Below are 17,649 nucleotides of genomic sequence, written 5' to 3' on the forward strand. Positions count from 1 at the left end.
GCGTGAAGCGGGATCTCGCACCCGCTTCACGCGCCGCTGAATAGAGTCACGAGATCGGCGCCCGCGCGCTCGTTCGCCCGTGCGACGACGCGCTCTTCCAGTTCTGCCAGATGCTCGCGCATCGACGCGAGCGCGGCGTCGAAGTGGCCGGTTTCGAGCGCATCGATGAGACGCTCGTGGTCGTCCGAAGCGCAGTTCGATGCCTTCGACGGATCGAAGAGCGCCTTGTAAAGCTCCGTCTTCGCGACGAGTTGCGCGAAGAATGCATGCAGTTCCGGGGCAGCGGCCATCTCCACGAGCAGCAGATGGAACTGGCCCGCCAGCCGGACGCAATCCTCGACATTGCCCGACTTCAGCGCGCGCGCCTCGCTCTTTACGTGCGCTCGCAGGCTGCGCTTTTGCTGCGTCGTGAGCGCGCCGCACAGCGTCACGACGATCCCCGCTTCGATCACCTGCCGTGCGCGATAGACAGCGCGGATGTCGTCTTCCGACGGCGACGGGACGAACGCGCCGCGATTCGCCTCCAGCACCACTTTCCCTTCATAGCCGAGACGCATCAGCACCTTGCGGATGGTTCCGCGCGTGCAATCGAAGGCCGCTGCGAGATCGCGTTCGACGAGCTGCGCGCCCGGCGCGAGCTTGCCCTCCAGCAACGCTTTCGTGAGCGCGGCGTGGATGCGTTCGTCGATGGGAAGATCGTCCGTTGAGGGTCGCTTTCTGGAGGCCATGACCGCGTATCTGCGTCTGTTATAAGCTGTATTTCGATGACTGGCATTGTAGCGACTGATGTAAGCTCTCGAAAATGGTTGACCAAAAATAGTTAAAATGGTCAACCAGACATGAGGGCTTTGGTCATATGAAACCGTCTTTCTCGATCATCAATGTGCGGCTGCCTGGTGCGGCGCCGGTCGATGTCCGGGTCGTCGACGGCTCGATCGCGTCGATCGTCCCGCACGACCGTGCCACGCCGCAAGTCGCCGGCGACACCGTCATCGACGGTCAGGGCGCGCTGCTCCTGCCGGGCTTCGTCGAAGGCCACACGCATCTCGACAAGACCACGTGGGGCATGCCGTGGTATCGCAACGAGGTCGGGCCGCGTCTCGTCGATCGCATCGAGAACGAGCGGCACTGGCGCGCGACGAGTGGACACGACGCTGCGCGCGCCTCGCGTGCACTGGCGCTCGCGTTCCTGCGCGCGGGCACGACGCGCCTGCGCACGCACGTCGACATCGATACCGATGCGGGCCTGCACCATCTCGAAGGCGTGCTCGACACACGCGCCGCGCTTGCCGACGTGCTCGACCTGCAGATAGTCGCGTTTCCGCAATCGGGGGTGCTTAAGCGGCCCGGCACGCGCGAACTGCTCGATGCCGCGCTCGCGCAAGGCGCCGACGTGCTCGGCGCGCTCGATCCGGCTGCCATCGACGGCGATCCGGCCGCCTCGCTCGATCTCACGTTCGCGCTCGCGACCCGCCATCAGAAACCGGTCGACATCCATCTGCACGAGCCCGGCGAACTCGGCGCGTTCACGTTCGGACTTCTGCTCGATCGCGTCGAGGCGCACGGGCTGCATGGGCGTGTCGTCGTGAGCCATGCGTTTTGCCTCGGCGAGCTGCCCGACGCGAAACGCGACGCGCTCCTCGAACGCATCGCGCGCGCAGGCGTCGCGCTTTTGACGACCGCGCCCGCGTCGACGCCGGTACCGCCGCTCAAGGCGGCGCGCGCGGCGGGCGTGACGCTCTTCGGCGGCAACGACGGCATCCGCGACGCGTGGACGCCCTACGGTTCGCCCGACATGCTAGAGCGCGCGATGCTGATCGCGATGCGCTACGACCTGCGCCGCGACGACGATCTCGCGACCGCCCTCGCCCTGGTCACGACCGAAGGCGCCCGCGGCTGCGGCTTCGAGCGCTACGGCCTCGTGGCCGATGCGCGCGCGGACCTCGTGCTCGTCGACGCCGAGACTGCCGCGCATGCGATCACGGCGCGGCCGGCGCGCCGCCTCGTGATGGCGAACGGCACGCTGATCCCCGCGGATTTCTCGCGATGAAGACAGCGCGTTCCGACCTTGCGTGGCTCGCCGTGATCGTCGCGATCGGGTTGAACCTGCGGCCCCTGCTCACGTCGATCAGCCCGCTCACCGGCGTGATCCTCAAGTCGACCGGGCTTACGTTCCACGGCGCGTCGCTGCTCACGGGCCTGCCGGTCGTCGCAATGGGCGTCTGCGCGTTCGGCGCGAGCGCGCTCGCGCGGCTCGTCGGCGAGGCGCGCGGCGTGGCTGCGGGTCTCGTTGCGATCATGTGCGCCTGCGCGGCGCGGCTTTTCATCGACAGCGGCAGCGTGCTGATTGCGAGTGCCGCGGTCGCGGGCGTGGGCGTCGCGGTGATCCAGGCGCTCCTGCCCGGCGTCATGAAGACGCGCTTCGCCGCGCGCCTGCCGTTCGCAATGGGCGTCTATTCGGCATCGATCATGGCGGGCGGCGGGCTCGGCGCGAGCGTGACGCCGGGCGTCGCAGCGCATTTCTCGTGGCACGCGGGGCTCGCGGTCTGGGCGGTGCCCGCGCTCATAGCGCTTGCGCTGTGGGGCTGGCTCGTGCGACGTGGCGATGGAGATGGCGTGGGCGCCGTCCGGTCCTCGCGCGCCGCCGCTGCGCCGCCGCTGCTGCTGCTCAACCGGCGCGCATGGCTGCTCGGTATCTACTTCGGGCTGGTGAACGGCGGCTACACCTGCCTCGTCGCGTGGCTGCCGGCGTACTACCAGCAGCTCGGCCGCAGCGTGACGCAAAGCGGCGCGCTGCTCGCGATCGCGACGGTATTCCAGGCGTCGTCGGCGTTGCTCCTGCCGATGGCCGCCGCGCGCTCGCGCGACCGTCGTCCGTGGCTTGCCGCCGGGCTCGTCGCGCAACTGGCGGGCTTCGTCGCGTTGCTCGCGGCGCCGATGGCCGCGCCCGTCCTGATCGTCGCGCTGCTGGGCGGCGGCCTCGGCGGCGTGTTCGCACTGACGCTCGTCCTCACGCTCGATCACACCGACGACCCGAGACTCGCCGCGCGGCTCGTCGCGTTCGTGCAGGGCGTCGGGTTCGTGATCGCGGCGGTGGCGCCGATCGTCGCGGGCATCGTGCGCGATGCGACGGGCGGCTTCACGGTCTCGTGGATGATGCTGGTTGCGAGCCTCGTCGCGATGATCGCGCTTACGCTGGTGTTCTCGCCGCGCAGTTATGCGAACGCAATGCGGGGCCACGCGGGGGACATGAAGCGGGCGAAGGCACGGCAGACGCGCCGTGTCGCTGAAGAAACCTGAGGGAAGATCTGGGAAAACGCTGGCACGGCAGGAGGGACTCGAACCCCCGCCCCTCGGCTTAGAAGGCCGATGCTCTATCCAGCTGAGCTACTGCCGCGTCGCAAGCGAGCGAGGATTTTACCTCATCATCGACGGCCCGGGCGCTTCGCGGCGCACCCGGGCGCGCTTGATCCCGTCAGACCGGTTGCGGATGCAGCATGAACCAGCCGAGACAGAACGCTCCCGCAATCACGCAATAAACGCCGAACGACGCGAGCCGCCCGCGTCCTTCGAAGTAATGCATCAGGAAGCGCACGCTCAGATACGCGGCGATGCCGGTCAGCACACCGCCGAGCAGCGCATCGCCGAGCTGGCCGGGCGCATGAAAGAGCTTCGGCAGTTCGAGCACGCCGGCCGCGAAAATGATCGGCGTACCGAGCAGGAACGAAAACTCCGCCGCCTTTTCCGCCGTCATTCCGGCGCCGCTGCCCGCGATCATCGTCAGGCCGCTGCGCGAGAAGCCGGGCACGAGCGCGCCGATCTGCGCGAGACCCACGAGAAACGCCTGCTTGAACGTGAGTTGCCCAGGCGCGCGAGTCGCACGTGCGCGCTGCAGCCGGTCGCCGAGCCACAGCAGCACGCCGTTCACCATCAGCGCCGCCGCCACGATGCGCAGATCATGAAAGATCGCTTCGATGCGCTTTTCCAGCAGGAGTCCGACGATGCCCGTCGGAATCGTGCCGATGATCAGCGCCCACATCATGTGGCCGTGTTCGTTGCGCCGTCCGCCGAGCGAAGCGAACCAGCCGCCGATCAGCTCGATCCAGCGTGTGCGGAAATACCAGAGCAGCGCGAACGCGGTGCCGAGGTGCAGCGCAACCAGGAACGGCAGCAACTGAGGCGCGTGCTTGTCGATGTGCATCCCGATCAGGCCGGGCACGAGGAGCGTATGGCCGAGGCTGCTGACCGGAAAAAGTTCGGTCACGCCTTGCAGCACGCTTAGAAAAATCAGAAACCACAGAGTCACGCGTCGATCCTTTTGACGTTACGGATAGAGGACGCGTCGTGCGAATCCCGCCGACCTTCGCGCTGCCCGATAGCGGAACGGAACGATCGAATGCGCAAGATGGGGATTTGGAACGGCACGGCGCGCGAAAAATCGCACCGATTATGCCGGTGGCGAAATTGAGCGCCAAGCGTTTAGGTCAGTCAAAATCCGCCGACAGTCAATCGTCGGCAAAACGGATTTCGCAGTAATTGGAGAGGAATGAAACCGAAAGGAAATGTGCTGCGTCGTGCGGTTTTCTCTGTGCGCGTCGCGCGCAAAAGGGCCAGACTTCAGGGCATGAGCTTGTATAGAAAAAGCACGGTACTCGCGCCGAAAAGCCCGAACATCGCCAGAGCCATCGTCATCGCCAGATCCATGCTTCGCTCCTCGTTCTGTCTGATAGGCAACACAGCACCGAATAACAACACATCGCGGGCTCAGGCGTCAGTCGCTGTTTTCCCGAGAAGGGTTTCCCCGTAGAAAAAAGCACGGCAGAATCTGCGAGTCTGCAAGACTCTCTCGCCGTCACCACGCCTTCCGGAGCGCTCAAACCATGTCATCCGAGCAAGACATCATCGATATCACGCGCGACGGCGCTTCCATCTCGCTCGCCCCGCACGCGGGTGGCCGGCTCATGACCTGGCGCGTCGGCGGCGAGCAGGTGATCCACTGGCCTGCCACGGCAGACTGGTCGCAGGCCTCGAAGATCCGCGGCGGCAATCCGCTGCTGTTTCCGTTCCTCGGACGCCATTTCGTCGCGGGCGAGATCGGCAAGTGGCGCGACCCCGACGGCGTGGTCCACGACCTGCCGACCCACGGCTTCGCGCGCAACCTGCCCTTCTCCTGCACCAAGGACGCGGACGGCCACGGACTGCGCATGACGCTCGTCGACAGCGACGCGACCCGCGCCGGCTATCCGTTTGCGTTCCGCTTCGAGGCGGCGTACCGGCTCGTCGATGCGAGCACGCTCGAAGTGGAGCTGACGACGTCCAACCCGGGCGAAGTCGCGCTGCCCTACTACGCCGGCCATCATTTCTACTTTCACCTGCCGCACGGAGAACGTGCGGCCAGCAGCGTCGAACTGCCGCGCACGGAGCAGCGCCATCAGCTGCCGGATGGCTCGATCAGCGAAGCGGTGCCGGGCGCGCCGCGCTATACCCTCGACGATCCCGCCATCGTCGATCGTTTTCACTGCTTCACCGGGCCGTCCGACCAGCCGGTGCGGCTCTTCATGCCCGGCCGGAAGCGCATGGTGAGCTTCGAGCTTCACCAGCCGGACTCGGTGCCGTGGTACGCGGTCACCACCTGGACCGAGGCCGACACCTCCGATTTCTACTGCGTCGAGCCGTGGATCGGCCTGCCCGATGCGATCCACAACGGCCGCGGCCTGCGCTGGCTCGCGCCCGGAAAGACGGAATCGGCGTCGCTGCGCCTCGTCGTATCGCCGCTCGACTGAGCGGCGAGCGCGGGCATCGACGAGACCGCGCGCGGGGACTTTTCGCGGCTGAACGGGCGAAGACGTTAAAATCCGACGTTTGGACCGCCGCGCACCTTTTGCACGCGGCGGCGCTTCGCGAGGTCTAAAAGTTGGCAACAAGAATTCGACGGCTCCTCTGCGCCTCGATGGTCGCAGTGCTCGCCGCATGTGGCTCGGCGCCGGTCGGGCCGGGCTTTTATCGCGTCGAACGGGGCGATACGGTATCGAAGATCGCGCGTGAAAACCGCACCTCCGTGCAGAACATCGTGCGCTGGAACGGGCTTGCGAATCCCGATGCGATCGAAGTCGATCAGGTGCTGCGCGTTGTTCCGCCAGCGGGCATGGCGAGCGCGCCGCGCCCGGCTCCCGCGCCGTCTGCGAGCCGAGGGGACACCGCACCCGACCCCGCACCCGCGAAGGCGCCCGCCATGTCGCTCATCTGGCCCGCGCAAGGCGACGTGATCCGCACGTTCGACGGCAAGACATCGAAGGGCATCGACATCGTCAATGCGCCGGGCACGAAGGTCGTCGCGGCGGCGGGCGGCACGGTCGTCTATGCGGGCAACGGCTTGCGCGGCTACGGCAACATGCTGATCGTCAAGCACGATTCGGAGTACCTGACCGCGTACGCGCACAATCGCGCGCTACTGGTGAAGGAAGGCCAGACCGTCACGCAAGGCCAGCAGATCGCGGAAATGGGCGATACGGATTCGAACCGCGTGATGCTGCACTTCGAGTTGCGCTATCTAGGCCGCTCGACCGATCCGTCGCGCTATCTGCCGGCGCGATGAATGGCCGCCGCGCTCACACGGAAGTCACAGGACACATGACAAGGAAAGTTTCGATGAAGATGATGAACCGAGCCGCGCTTCTCGCGGCGCTTGGTGCACTGGCGACGCTCGCCGGCTGCGCGAACACGTCGACCATGACCTATCTGCCTTCGGGCGATACCGGATTTGCCATCAACTGCAGCGGCAGCGACGCAAGCACGAGCTGGGCGGAGTGTTACAAAAAGGCAGGTGAGACGTGTGGCGCGTATGGCTACGACGTCGTATCGAAGGACACCGACAACGGCGCAACGGCGGGCGGCTCGGTGGGCGGCATCTTCGGGGCGAACATCAAGAACCGCTCGATGGTCATTCGCTGCAAGCAATGACGCCCGCGTGGGATGCGAGCATGGCGCGCAACCGCGCATGACCGCCGAAACCGCGCCTGGCGTGGGGTTTGAGCGCTTGCCAGTGACCCGAGAGCGGGTTGATATGCGCGGCGAACGCGACGAGTGCCGCGAACGCGAACGGGCAAAGCGCGATGAAGATCCAAAGCAGGTGCATGATCGATACAGCCAACGACGAATGGTCGGATCATAACCGCAAGGCAAATATTTCGCTCGGTGCGGACAACCCAAGGCGAACTCGACGGGAATTCTTACCCGGCCTGCGTCTGAGCGGACCAGAGGCACTGTCGCATTGCGTTACGCTCCGATACAAGCGCACACAACGTTGCAAAAAGCGACGCTCTAGAATCCTTCTCAGCCCGTGCATTCTCTGCGCGAACAGTCAGCGCGGGTCAGAGGCCCCGATGTGCCCGCATCGGGGCTTCGCCATTTCTGGCGCACGATTCCATGCGAAAAAGCTGCTATTCCGACTTGTCCGGCGCGATCAGCATGACGGGCGGACGCGTGTCGGTGGGTACGCCCTTGTAATCCGGCGGGTCCTGCGGCGGTTGATGTTTCGGCTGAGTCGACGAATCGGCGCACGCGGAAAGCACGAGCGTCACAGCAGCGAACAGAACGATACGAAGCATGGAGTATCCGGAAGTCGCCTTGAAGGGCGAAAAAAACAAAGGGGTTACAAGCCGAAACTTGTAACCCCTTCTTGTACGGTGGTCGGAGCGAAAGGATTCGAACCTTCGACCCTCTGATCCCAAATCAGATGCGCTACCAGGCTGCGCTACGCTCCGACAAGCCGCAGATGATAGCGTTTTCCCGCACCCCGCGCAATGAAAAGCGACGCCCTCACTTTCACGCGGCGCAAATCAGGCACGACACCGGGCACGCTTCACCCGCTCGATGGTCGAAACGATCACATACAGGGAGACAATCGATGAACCTCATTCTCTGGCGTCACGCGGAAGCCGAGGACCAGGCAGCGAGCGATCTTGCCCGGCAGCTCACCCCGCGCGGACGCAAGCAGGCGCAGGCGGTCGCCAAGTGGCTGCGCGCGCGCCTCGACGACGACGCCCTCTTCCTCGCCAGCCCCGCGACCCGCACGATCCAGACGGCGGAGGCATTCGGCGACCGCTATCGCGTCGTGCCGTCGCTCGCACCGGGCGGCAGCGCGCAAGCCGTGCTCGACGCCGCCGGCTGGCCGGACGGCATCGCGGAAACGGTGGTCGTGGTTGGCCATCAGCCGACGTTGGGCCAGGTCGCCTCGCTGCTGCTCTCTGGAGAGGAATCCGAGTGGTCGGTGAAGAAGGCGGGCGTCTGGTGGTTCCAGCAGCGTTCGCGCGGCGGCGACGGCCAGATCGTCCTGCGCGCGGTGGCGAGCCCCGACCTGCTGTGAGCTTGCAGCACGCTAAGGCGTACCTGACGATGGCGTTTCATCGAATCGTCATTGCGACGCCATGCGAGCGTCATGCGCGATTACTACATTGGCGGGGACTCAAGCCTCCCATCGAGGAACGCCAATGCAAGATTCAGCCACGCCTGCGCTGCCGAAGAAGGCGCATTCAACGCTTGCCCACGACTCGCGCCGCCGTCTGCCGCGCGCGGCCGAAACGGTCACCGGCCAGCAGCGCCTGCAGGTTGCCTGGGCCCGCACCGACGACACGCTGCGCGAAGCCCAGCGCCTGCGCTACCGCGTGTTCTCCGAGGAGATGGGCGCCCGCCTGACCGGTCCCGCGGGCCTCGACGTCGATGCGTTCGACGCCTTCTGCGATCACCTGCTCGTACGCGATCTCGACACGCTCAAGGTGGTAGGCACGTATCGCGTGCTGCCGCCGCATCAGGCTGCGCGCATCGGGCGCCTTTACGCCGAGAGCGAATTCGACGTCTCGCGCCTCACCCACCTGCGGCCGAAGCTCGTCGAAGTGGGCCGCTCCTGCGTGCATCCCGACTATCGCAATGGCGCGGTCATCATGTCGCTGTGGGGCGGCCTCGCGACGTACATGATGCAGAACGGCTACGAGACGATGCTCGGCTGCGCGAGCGTCGGCATGATCGACGGCGGGCACTACGCCGCGAACCTGTATTGCTCGCTCGCGGCCGACGCGCTGACGGCACCCGAATACTGCGCTTTCCCGCACACGCCGCTTCCGGTGGAGGAATTGCGCACGGGCGTCGAAGTGAGTCCGCCGCCGCTCGTCAAGGGCTACCTGCGCTTGGGCGCGAAGATCTGCGGCGCGCCCGCCTGGGACCCCGACTTCAACACGGCGGATTTCCTCACGCTCTTTCGCCTCTCGGACATCAACGCCCGCTACGCGCGCCACTTCATGAGCGACGCGAACGCGCGCTGACCGGCGTGCAATGACAAAGGCCCTGCTCGCGCGCCGCGCGGCAGGGCCTTTGCGTGTGGCCGCAGATAGCTTCAGTCGTCCGTATAGACCACGCGATACGGCCGCCCGATCTTCTCCCACTCGGCCGCTTCCTGCACGAGGCTGTAGTCGGTGAGCGGATTGTTCGCGACCCAGTCGTTCGGCAGGCGCACATCGAAGCCGCTGCCCGCCTGCTTGACCTCGATGCTCGGCAGGCCTGCATCGGTACGCCGCCGGCACAGCAGCGACGCGAGCCGCAGGCAGAAGAGCAGCATCCACTCGACGTCGCGCGAATGCGACAGCTTGCCGAGCTTGCCCGCGTGTCCCAGCACGAGCGCCGCGAGCCGCGCCTGGTCGGTGCGCGAGAAGCCGGGCATGTCGGCGTGGGTCGCGATGTACGCCGAGTGCTTGTGGTACGCGCTATGCGCAATCGACAAGCCGATCTCGTGCAGCGCCGCCGACCACGCGAGAAACATGCGGTTTTCCTCGCGCTGTTCGGCATCGGGTTCGTCGAACTGGTCGTAGAAGCTTATCGCCAGTTCCGCGATGCGGTCGGACTGCGCGGCATCGACGGCGTAGCGGCGCTTGAAGCCTTCCACCGTGACCGTGCGCATGTCCTCGTGCTGCGAACGCCCGAGCAGGTCGTACAGCACGCCGAGCCTGAGCGCGCCGTCGGTGGTGTCGACGTAATCGATGCCCAGTTCCTCGAACACGCCGAGCATGATCGACAGGCCGCCCGCCAGCACCGGAACGCGGTCGGGCTTGAGCGCCACCAGTTTCAGCCGGTTCACGTTCTCCGCCTTGATGAGCGCGCGCTTCAGGCGTTCCAGGCCGCCGCGCGAAATGCCGTGCGTGACGTGCGGATCGTTGAAGCCGTTGGCCTCGACGAGTTCCGCGAGCGCGCGCGCCGTGCCCGACGAGCCGATCGCCTGATCCCAGCCCGTGTGCTTGTATTCGGCCGAGATGATCTGGATTTCGCGCTTCGCGGCGAGTTCGGCCTGACGCATGGTGTATTCGTCGACGTTGCCCGCCGGGAAGAACTGCCGGCTATGGCTCACGCAGCCGATATAGAGGCTTTCCATGTGGATCGGCGTGTAGTGCGAGCCGATGATGAATTCCGTCGAGCCCCCGCCGATGTCCACCACGAGGCGCTTGCCCGTGCTCGCCGGCACCGAATGCGCCGCGCCCGCATAGATTAGGCGCGCTTCCTCGCGCCCCGCGATCACTTCGATCGGGAAGCCGAGCGCGGCTTCCGCCTCGGCGATGAAGTCGCCCGCGTTCTTCGCGACCCTGAGCGTGTTGGTCGCCACCGCGCGCACGTGATCCGGGTGGAAGTCGCGCAGGCGTTCGCCGAAGCGCTTGAGCGCATCCCAGCCGCGCAGTTGCGACGCGCGGTCGAGATACTTGTCGCGCGAAAGCCCCGCCCCGAGGCGCACCGGCTCGCGCAGCGCGTCGACCTGATAGATCTGGCTGCCGGCCTCCGTCTCCTCGACGCGTCCGACGATCAGCCGGAAACTGTTCGAACCCAGGTCTACGGCGGCGAGAAGATGCGGTTGAGTGACCATCGGATATCCAGGATTCATGGGAAGGGGACGCTTCGCGGCGCCGCACCAATTCTAATCCAGGCGAGCGCCCACGGCGTCGGATGCGCGCCCGAACGTCCGGCGGGACCCGCCGCGCACAGGCGACGCTATTCCCAATCTGCGTAGAATTTGTGACACTGACAGTGTCACGAAAACTTAATCTTACTGTGAGACTATCCGAACGTCCGCTTGCCCTTTCGATAGACCCTCCACTTACCTCGTCGATGTCCATACGCTATCCGCTATTCAACCGCGAGCTGGGCATCCTGGGATTCAACGAGCGCGTGCTGGCGCAAGCCGCCGACACCGCCGTTCCTCTCCTCGAACGTCTTCGCTTCATCTGCATCACGAGCAGCAATCTCGACGAATTCTTCGAAGTCCGCATGGCGGGCCTGCAGGAACAGATGCGCGACAACCCCGGCTCGCTCTCTCCGGACGGCATGTCGTTGCAGCATGTGTACGACCTCGTGGTCGAGCGCGCGCACCGGCTCGTGCGCCAGCAGTACGCGATGCTGCACGACACCGTGATTCCCGCGCTCGAAAGCGAAGGCATCTACTTTCATAACGCCGAGGCGTGGTCCGCGCAGCAGACCGAGTGGGCGCGCGAGTACTTTCACAATGAGCTTTTGCCGGTGCTCACGCCGATCGGCCTCGATCCGGCGCATCCGTTTCCGCGCGTGCTCAACAAAAGCCTGAACTTCGTCGTTGAACTGGAGGGCAAGGACGCCTTCGGCCGCCAGGCGATGATGGGTATCGTGCAGGCGCCGCGCGCGCTGCCGCGCCTCGTGCGCATGCCCGAGGCGCTGTCGGGCTATCCGCACGGCTTCGTGCTCCTGAGCTCGCTGATGCAGCGCTTCGTCGAAGAGCTGTTTCCGCATCTGAACGTGCGAAGCTGCAACCAGTTTCGCATCACGCGCAACAGCGAGCTTTTCGTCGATGAAGACGAAATCACCAACCTGCGCGTCGCGCTGCAGGGCGAACTGCCGGCTCGGCATCTGGGCAACGCGGTGCGGCTGGAAGTGTCGGCGGAGACGCCGCCGCACATGGTGCGGCGCCTGCTCGACGAGAGCCAGCTGAACGAGCGCGACTGCTATCGCGTGAACGGCCCGGTGAATCTCGTGCGGCTGATGCAGTTGCCCGAGATGGTGGACCGGCCCGACCTAAAGTTCGTGCCGCATATTCCGTCGATACCCAAGAGCATTGCGAACGCGTCGAATCTCTTCGATGCGATCGATCAGGGCGACATCCTGCTGCATCATCCGTACGAAAGTTTTCAGCCGGTGCTCGAACTGCTGTTGCAGGCCGCGAAGGACCCGCAGGTTGTAGCGATCAAGCAGACCATCTACCGCACCGGCACCGATTCGCCGCTGATGGACGCGCTGATGCAGGCCGCGCGCAATGGCAAGGAAGTGACGGTGGTGGTCGAGCTGCTTGCGCGCTTTGACGAAGAGACGAACATCAACTGGGCGTCGCAACTGGAAGCGGTCGGCGCGCATGTGGTGTATGGCGTGGTCGGCCACAAGTGCCACGCGAAGATGGTGCTGATCGTGCGGCGCGTGTCGCAGGGCGGCAAGCTCGTGCTCAAGCGCTACGTGCATCTGGGAACCGGCAACTATCATCCGCGCACGGCGCGTCTTTATACCGACTTCGGCATGTTGACTGCCGACCAGCAACTCTGCGAAGACGTGCATCACGTGTTCCAGCAATTGACGGGCATCGGCGGCGAGATTCCATTGCATCAGATCTGGCAGTCGCCGTTCACGCTGCATGCGAAGCTGATGGATGCGATCCACGCCGAAGCGGAACATGCGCGCGCGGGCAGGAAGGCGCGCATCGTCGCGAAGATGAATGCGTTGCTCGAGCCTTCGGTGATTGCGGCGCTCTACGAGGCGTCGCAGGCGGGGGTGAAGATCGACTTGATCGTGCGCGGCGTGTGCTCGCTGAAACCGGGCGTGGAGGATCTGTCGGAGAACATCACGGTGCGGTCGATCGTCGGGCGTTTTCTGGAGCATCACCGCATCTTCTACTTCTATGCGGATGGCAAGGAAGACGTCTATCTGTCGAGCGCCGACTGGATGGACCGCAACTTCTTCCGGCGCGTCGAGGTGGCGTTTCCGATCCGCGATCGGCGGCTGAAGCGGCGCGTGATCGCCGAAGGTTTGTCGGTGCTTCTCGGCGATAACCAGACGGCGTGGCTTATGCAGAGCGACGGACATTACCGGCGGCGGCGGCCGGGTAAGGCGATGCGCAACGCGCAGTTGGGTTTGCTCGCCAAGTTTTGCTCTTGAGCGGACAACCGTGGTTTTGATTCGTGCTGGCGCTTGTTCGACACCGTCTGATGGTTCTGCGCTTCGATGGAACTTGTTTTCTTAGTGGTTTATTAGCACTGCCCCTGTCCGGGGCGGGACTTACTTTCTTTGCTGCTGCAAAGAAAGTAAGCAAAGAAAGCAGATTTTCAGGCAGCAGTCTTAGAGCGGCAACGCCTTTGAAGTACTGAGTGGACATACCTCCTAAGTGTCGCCCTCAAAGGACACGCCGGGCTTGGTGCGATTAACCACTGTGTCCTCGCACAGCAAAGATTTTGGTAAGGCAGTCATTCGTCCGTCCAGCTTCGCGGACGACAGGCATAACCGAAAAACATCGGTTCACAACCGGGACCGCGACGGTGCACCTGACGTCTGAGCGGAGCGAAGACGGATGTATGATGGCTGTGCCAATTTGTTCGCTGCGCGATGTCACAGTGCGTGCCGCGCACCAAGCCCCTGCGACCTACGAGGGCAACACTTAGGCGCTGCGCCACTCGGTATTGCTCGTGCGTTGACGTGTTGTGACTGCTGCCAGAAAAGCTGCTTTCTTTGCTTACTTTCTTTGCAGCAGCAAAGAAAGTAAGTCCCGCCCCGGACAGGGGCAGAGCTAATAGACCACAAAGAAAGCAAGTTCCACAGAAGCGCAGAACCCATCAAACGGTGTTGAACAACCACCGGCCCCGAGCGCCAGCAAACCATCAAACCGCGACTGATTTCCTCAAGGCCGTCCGCGCGGCCGGAAACCGTACGCTGAACGTGCTCCCCCGCCCTTCCTCGCTCTTCACATCGAGTTCCGCATGATGCCGCTGCAGCACATGCTTGACGATCGCCAGCCCGAGTCCCGTGCCCCCCGTATCCCGCGAGCGGCTGCGATCGACCCGATAGAACCGCTCCGTCAACCGCGGAATATGCTCCGCAGGAATACCGAGCCCGCTGTCGCGCACCGAGAACACCGCGCGATCCTCCTCGCGCCGCCACGTCACATCGATCGTGCCGCCGTCCGGTGTATAGCGAATCGCGTTCGTCACGAGATTGGCGAGGGCGCTCACGATCTCCGTCTCGGCGCCCGCCACCGTCAGCGCTTCGTCGCTATGAAAGGCAATGCGATGTCGCCCCGCCGACAGATTGATCGCGTCATCTTCGAGATGGCGCATCACCGCGCGCATGTCGAGCAGCTCGTCGCCCGGCGGCCGCATGTCGCCTTCGAGGTTCGCGAGCACCAGCAAGTCGCGCACGATGTTCCTCATCCGCGATGCCTGCTGATCCATCATCTCCAGATAGCGCGCGCGGTCCGCCTCGTCGAGCGGCAGTTCGCGCATCGTCTCCAGAAAGCCCGATAGCACCGTGAGCGGCGTCTTCAGTTCATGCGAGACGTTCGCGACGAAGTCGCGCCGCATCGAATCGGTGCGCTCCAGTTCGGTGATGTCCTGCGTGAGGATCAGCTTGCGGTTGTCGCCATAAGGAAAGACCTGCACCGAGAGCGTATGCCGCCGGTTCGCGCCCATCGCGCGCATGATCAGTATCTCTTCGTAATGGTGCGAATTCAGATAGCGCACGAACTCCGGGCGGCGTACGAGATGCGTGACGTGCTGGCGCAAGTCGCGCTTCGCGTCGAGCCCGAAATGCGTCTCGGCGATCGCGTTGCACCACTCGATCTGATCGCGATCGTCGAGCATCGCGACACCGTTCGGCGACGCCTGGATCGCCTGGATGAAGCGCGAGTGCTGCTGCTCGACCTGACGCACCTGCGCGTGCCAGCGCTTCGCGAGCTTGTGCAGCCTATAGTAGATCTCGCCCCAGATGCCGAGCGCGCTCGGCACTTCGCCATACACGGGGGCGTCGAGCAGGCGCCAGAGACGTTGCGTGTGATAGGTGCTGAAAAAGCTCTGCACGACGAGCATCACGACCGCGAACGCCAGCGCGATGCGCACGCCGAAGAACGCGCCGACCAGTGCGCTCAGCGCTGCGAGCAACGCAAGGGACACGATGGAACGCGTCCAGATGATATTCATGGTCGGCTGGTCTGGAATTATGAAAGGTGCGCAGCCGCGAGTCGGCTCAGGCGCTCTTCGCGAGCCTGTAACCGCTGCCCCGCACCGTTTCGATCATAGCATCGCAGCCCGCCGGCTTGAGCGCCGCGCGCAGGCGCTTGATATGCACATCGACCGTGCGCTCTTCCACGAACACGTGATCGCCCCACACCTGATCGAGCAGTTGCGTGCGGCTGTGCACGCGCTCCGGATGCGTCATGAAGAAATGCAGGAGCCGGAATTCGGTCGGGCCGAGGTCGAGCTTGATGTCGTTGCCGGAGTGGCTCGCGGCCACGCGGTGCGTTGCGGGATCGAGCCGCAAGCCGTTGATCGCGACGACGTCCTCGGTCAGCTGCGGCGCGCGCCGGCGCAGCACCGCCTTGATGCGCGCCATCAGTTCCTTCGGCGAGAAGGGCTTCGTGACGTAGTCGTCGGCGCCGATCTCGAGACCGAGCACCTTGTCCTGCTCGTCGCCGCGCGCGGTCAGCATGATGATCGGGATGTGCTTCGTGCGCTCGTTGTTGCGCAGCTCGCGCGCGAACGTGATGCCGGACTTGCCCGGCAGCATCCAGTCGAGCAGCACGAGATCGGGCAGCACGTCGCTGATCAGGTTCTGCGCCTGCTCCGCGTTATAAGCGCGGATCGGGCAGTGTCCCGCATGTTGCAGATTCACCGAGATCAGTTCGGAGATCGCGGGTTCGTCTTCGATGACGAGGATACTGCTGGGCATCGGCACCTCTGTAACCTTTTTTGCTTGGAGTGGAAATCGGCCGAATTCAACTGAGCGCTTCGCGTTCGAGCTGGTCGCGCGACACGTGCCGCACGTCGGTTCCCTTCACGATGTAGATGATGAATTCGGCGATGTTCTTCGCATGGTCGCCAATCCGCTCGACGGCCTTCGCGATGAAGAGATAGTCGAGGCCCGCGGAAATCGTGCGCGGATCTTCCATCATGTACGTGATGAGCTTTCTCACGAACGCGCGGAATTCCTCGTCGATTGCTTTATCGTCGCGCACGATCTGCGCGGCCGCGACCGTATCGAGGCGCGCGAACGCGTCGAGCGCCCGACGCAGGATCGTCACCGCCATCTCGCCCGAGAGCTTGATCTCGGCGATGTTCACCGTGCGGCCCGCGCCGTCCTCGTTGATGCGCTTCACGCGCTTCGCGATCTTCTCGGCTTCGTCGCCGGCGCGCTCAAGGTTGGTGATCGTCTTCGAGATCGCCATCAGAAGGCGCAGGTCGCGCGCGGCCGGCTGACGGCGCGCGATGATGTTGCTGCACTCCTCGTCGATCTCGACTTCCATTGTGTTCAGGCGCACTTCGGCTGCGATCACCTGGTCAGCGACGCCGATGTCGAACGTATTCAACGCCTGCATCGCGTGGATGATCTGCGACTCGACGAGGCCGCCCATTTCCAGCACTTTCGACGACACCGCGTTGAGGTCGGCGTCGAACTGGCTCGACAGATGTTTATCGGACATGTATTGCTCCTATAGTCCCTTTCTCTCCGGCGGCTTAGCCGAACCGTCCGGTGATGTAGTCTTCCGTTTCCTTGCGGGCGGGCTTGATGAAGATCTTTTCGGTGTCGCCGAATTCGATCAGCTCGCCGAGGTACATATAGGCAGTGTAGTCGGAACAACGCGCCGCCTGCTGCATGTTGTGCGTGACGATCACGACCGTGTAGTCGTTCTTCAGCTCAGCAATCAGCTCTTCGATGCGGCCCGTCGAAATCGGGTCGAGCGCTGAGCAAGGTTCGTCGAGCAGCAGCACTTCCGGGCGGATCGCGATCCCGCGTGCGATGCAAAGACGCTGCTGCTGGCCGCCCGAGAGGCCGTAGCCGCTCTGCTGCAGCTTGTCCTTCACTTCGTTCCAGAGCGCGGCCTTGGTGAGCGCCCACTCGACGCGATCGTCCATCTCCGAGCGTGACAGCTGCTCGAACATCTTCACGCCGAACGCGATGTTGTCGTAGATCGACATCGGGAACGGCGTCGGCTTCTGGAACACCATGCCGACCCGCGCGCGCAGGAGCGAAATGTCGCGGCGCGTGTCGAGCAGGTTCTCGCCGTCCATCAGGATCTCGCCTTCGGCGCGCTGCTCCGGATAGAGCGCGTACATCTTGTTGAACGTGCGCAGGAGCGTGGACTTGCCGCAGCCCGATGGCCCGATGAACGCCGTCACCTTCTTCTCGGGGATGCGCAGATTGATGTTCTTCAGCGCGTGATACTTGCCGTAGAAGAAGTTGAGGTTGTTCACCTCGATCTTCGGCTTCATCGAATCGGCGGGCTTCGCGCTATGCGTCGGCTTGAAGCTGCCGGGCACGGGGCCGCGTTCGATCGGCGCGTCGGTCTTTTCGTCGACCGCTTGTGCATTCAGGTGGCTGACACCACTCGCAACC

Annotated in this window: 18 protein-coding genes and 2 tRNA genes; 9 read left to right on the forward strand and 11 right to left on the reverse strand. The window is 64.4% G+C overall.

Annotation, left to right across the window (positions count from 1 at the left end):
- Positions 1 to 26: 26 nt before the first annotated feature.
- Positions 27 to 728: a GntR family transcriptional regulator gene (locus AWB81_RS06620; RefSeq protein WP_062633452.1), complete on the reverse strand. Its 702-nt coding sequence runs from the start codon at positions 726 to 728 to the stop codon at positions 27 to 29.
- Between the two features lie 128 nt (positions 729 to 856).
- On the opposite strand from AWB81_RS06620, the gene AWB81_RS06625 reads away from it, so the two are divergent.
- Both AWB81_RS06625 and AWB81_RS06630 read left to right on the forward strand, forming a co-directional pair.
- Complete coding sequence (locus AWB81_RS06625; RefSeq protein ID WP_062633454.1) at positions 857 to 2,050, forward strand: amidohydrolase family protein; 1,194 nt, start codon at positions 857 to 859, stop codon at positions 2,048 to 2,050.
- On the forward strand, positions 2,047 to 3,300 hold the full coding sequence (locus tag AWB81_RS06630; protein ID WP_062633456.1) for a cyanate transporter: 1,254 nt from the start codon (positions 2,047 to 2,049) through the stop codon (positions 3,298 to 3,300). The genes AWB81_RS06625 and AWB81_RS06630 overlap by 4 nt, the downstream gene beginning before the upstream one ends.
- A gap of 20 nt (positions 3,301 to 3,320) precedes the next feature.
- Here the strand turns inward: AWB81_RS06630 and AWB81_RS06635 are convergent.
- Together AWB81_RS06635 and AWB81_RS06640 are read right to left on the reverse strand one after the other, a co-directional pair.
- A tRNA-Arg gene (locus AWB81_RS06635) sits at positions 3,321 to 3,397 on the reverse strand.
- 78 nt (positions 3,398 to 3,475) lie between these two features.
- Positions 3,476 to 4,306, reverse strand: a complete 831-nt coding sequence (locus AWB81_RS06640) for an undecaprenyl-diphosphate phosphatase (RefSeq protein ID WP_062633458.1) — start codon at positions 4,304 to 4,306, stop codon at positions 3,476 to 3,478.
- 38 nt (positions 4,307 to 4,344) lie between these two features.
- On the opposite strand from AWB81_RS06640, the gene AWB81_RS44580 reads away from it, so the two are divergent.
- The 4 genes from AWB81_RS44580 to AWB81_RS06655 all read left to right on the forward strand — a co-directional run bounded on the left by AWB81_RS44580 (position 4,345) and on the right by AWB81_RS06655 (position 6,960).
- Complete coding sequence (locus tag AWB81_RS44580) at positions 4,345 to 4,536, forward strand: hypothetical protein (protein WP_143753633.1); 192 nt, start codon at positions 4,345 to 4,347, stop codon at positions 4,534 to 4,536.
- A 344-nt stretch (positions 4,537 to 4,880) separates the two neighbouring features.
- Entirely contained in the window at positions 4,881 to 5,783 is a 903-nt protein-coding gene (locus tag AWB81_RS06645) for an aldose epimerase family protein (protein ID WP_062633459.1), read from the forward strand.
- 167 nt (positions 5,784 to 5,950) lie between these two features.
- Positions 5,951 to 6,595 (forward strand): peptidoglycan DD-metalloendopeptidase family protein, encoded by a 645-nt coding sequence (locus tag AWB81_RS06650; protein WP_062633461.1) that lies wholly within the window; start codon positions 5,951 to 5,953, stop codon positions 6,593 to 6,595.
- 62 nt (positions 6,596 to 6,657) lie between these two features.
- Positions 6,658 to 6,960, forward strand: coding sequence for a hypothetical protein (locus tag AWB81_RS06655; protein WP_096032054.1), 303 nt, complete (start codon positions 6,658 to 6,660; stop codon positions 6,958 to 6,960).
- On the opposite strand, the gene AWB81_RS06660 is transcribed toward AWB81_RS06655, so the two are convergent.
- The 3 genes from AWB81_RS06660 to AWB81_RS06665 all read right to left on the reverse strand — a co-directional run bounded on the left by AWB81_RS06660 (position 6,941) and on the right by AWB81_RS06665 (position 7,763).
- On the reverse strand, positions 6,941 to 7,135 hold the full coding sequence (locus tag AWB81_RS06660) for a hypothetical protein (protein ID WP_062633464.1): 195 nt from the start codon (positions 7,133 to 7,135) through the stop codon (positions 6,941 to 6,943). The genes AWB81_RS06655 and AWB81_RS06660 overlap by 20 nt on opposite strands.
- Positions 7,136 to 7,439: 304 nt before the next feature.
- Entirely contained in the window at positions 7,440 to 7,607 is a 168-nt protein-coding gene (locus tag AWB81_RS45635; protein WP_159938836.1) for a hypothetical protein, read from the reverse strand.
- A gap of 79 nt (positions 7,608 to 7,686) precedes the next feature.
- A tRNA-Pro gene (locus AWB81_RS06665) sits at positions 7,687 to 7,763 on the reverse strand.
- 143 nt (positions 7,764 to 7,906) lie between these two features.
- Between AWB81_RS06665 and sixA the strand changes: the two genes are divergently transcribed.
- Both sixA and AWB81_RS06675 read left to right on the forward strand, forming a co-directional pair.
- Positions 7,907 to 8,365, forward strand: coding sequence for a phosphohistidine phosphatase SixA (gene sixA, locus AWB81_RS06670; protein ID WP_062633465.1), 459 nt, complete (start codon positions 7,907 to 7,909; stop codon positions 8,363 to 8,365).
- A 124-nt stretch (positions 8,366 to 8,489) separates the two neighbouring features.
- Positions 8,490 to 9,317 carry a GNAT family N-acetyltransferase gene (locus AWB81_RS06675; protein WP_062633467.1) on the forward strand — a complete coding sequence of 276 codons (828 nt, stop codon included), beginning with the start codon at positions 8,490 to 8,492 and terminating at the stop codon, positions 9,315 to 9,317.
- A gap of 71 nt (positions 9,318 to 9,388) precedes the next feature.
- On the opposite strand, the gene ppx is transcribed toward AWB81_RS06675, so the two are convergent.
- Complete coding sequence (gene ppx, locus AWB81_RS06680; protein WP_062633468.1) at positions 9,389 to 10,900, reverse strand: exopolyphosphatase; 1,512 nt, start codon at positions 10,898 to 10,900, stop codon at positions 9,389 to 9,391.
- 242 nt (positions 10,901 to 11,142) lie between these two features.
- On the opposite strand from ppx, the gene ppk1 reads away from it, so the two are divergent.
- Positions 11,143 to 13,206, forward strand: coding sequence for a polyphosphate kinase 1 (ppk1, locus tag AWB81_RS06685; RefSeq protein ID WP_062633470.1), 2,064 nt, complete (start codon positions 11,143 to 11,145; stop codon positions 13,204 to 13,206).
- Positions 13,207 to 13,922: 716 nt separating this feature from the next.
- Here ppk1 and phoR read toward each other — a convergent pair.
- Genes phoR through pstB form a run of 4 tightly spaced genes read right to left on the reverse strand, consistent with a single transcriptional unit; the run spans position 13,923 to position 17,525 of the window.
- Positions 13,923 to 15,236, reverse strand: a complete 1,314-nt coding sequence (phoR, locus tag AWB81_RS06690) for a phosphate regulon sensor histidine kinase PhoR (RefSeq protein WP_062633471.1) — start codon at positions 15,234 to 15,236, stop codon at positions 13,923 to 13,925.
- Positions 15,237 to 15,282: 46 nt separating this feature from the next.
- Positions 15,283 to 15,984, reverse strand: coding sequence for a phosphate regulon transcriptional regulator PhoB (phoB, locus tag AWB81_RS06695; RefSeq protein ID WP_062633473.1), 702 nt, complete (start codon positions 15,982 to 15,984; stop codon positions 15,283 to 15,285).
- A 46-nt stretch (positions 15,985 to 16,030) separates the two neighbouring features.
- A complete protein-coding gene (phoU, locus tag AWB81_RS06700) occupies positions 16,031 to 16,735 on the reverse strand; it encodes a phosphate signaling complex protein PhoU (protein ID WP_062633474.1) in 705 nt (234 codons plus the stop codon).
- A gap of 34 nt (positions 16,736 to 16,769) precedes the next feature.
- Positions 16,770 to 17,525, reverse strand: coding sequence for a phosphate ABC transporter ATP-binding protein PstB (gene pstB, locus AWB81_RS06705; protein ID WP_235025740.1), 756 nt, complete (start codon positions 17,523 to 17,525; stop codon positions 16,770 to 16,772).
- Positions 17,526 to 17,649 lie beyond the last annotated feature (124 nt).

The organism is Caballeronia arationis (assembly GCF_001544975.2).
Classification (GTDB): domain Bacteria; phylum Pseudomonadota; class Gammaproteobacteria; order Burkholderiales; family Burkholderiaceae; genus Caballeronia; species Caballeronia arationis.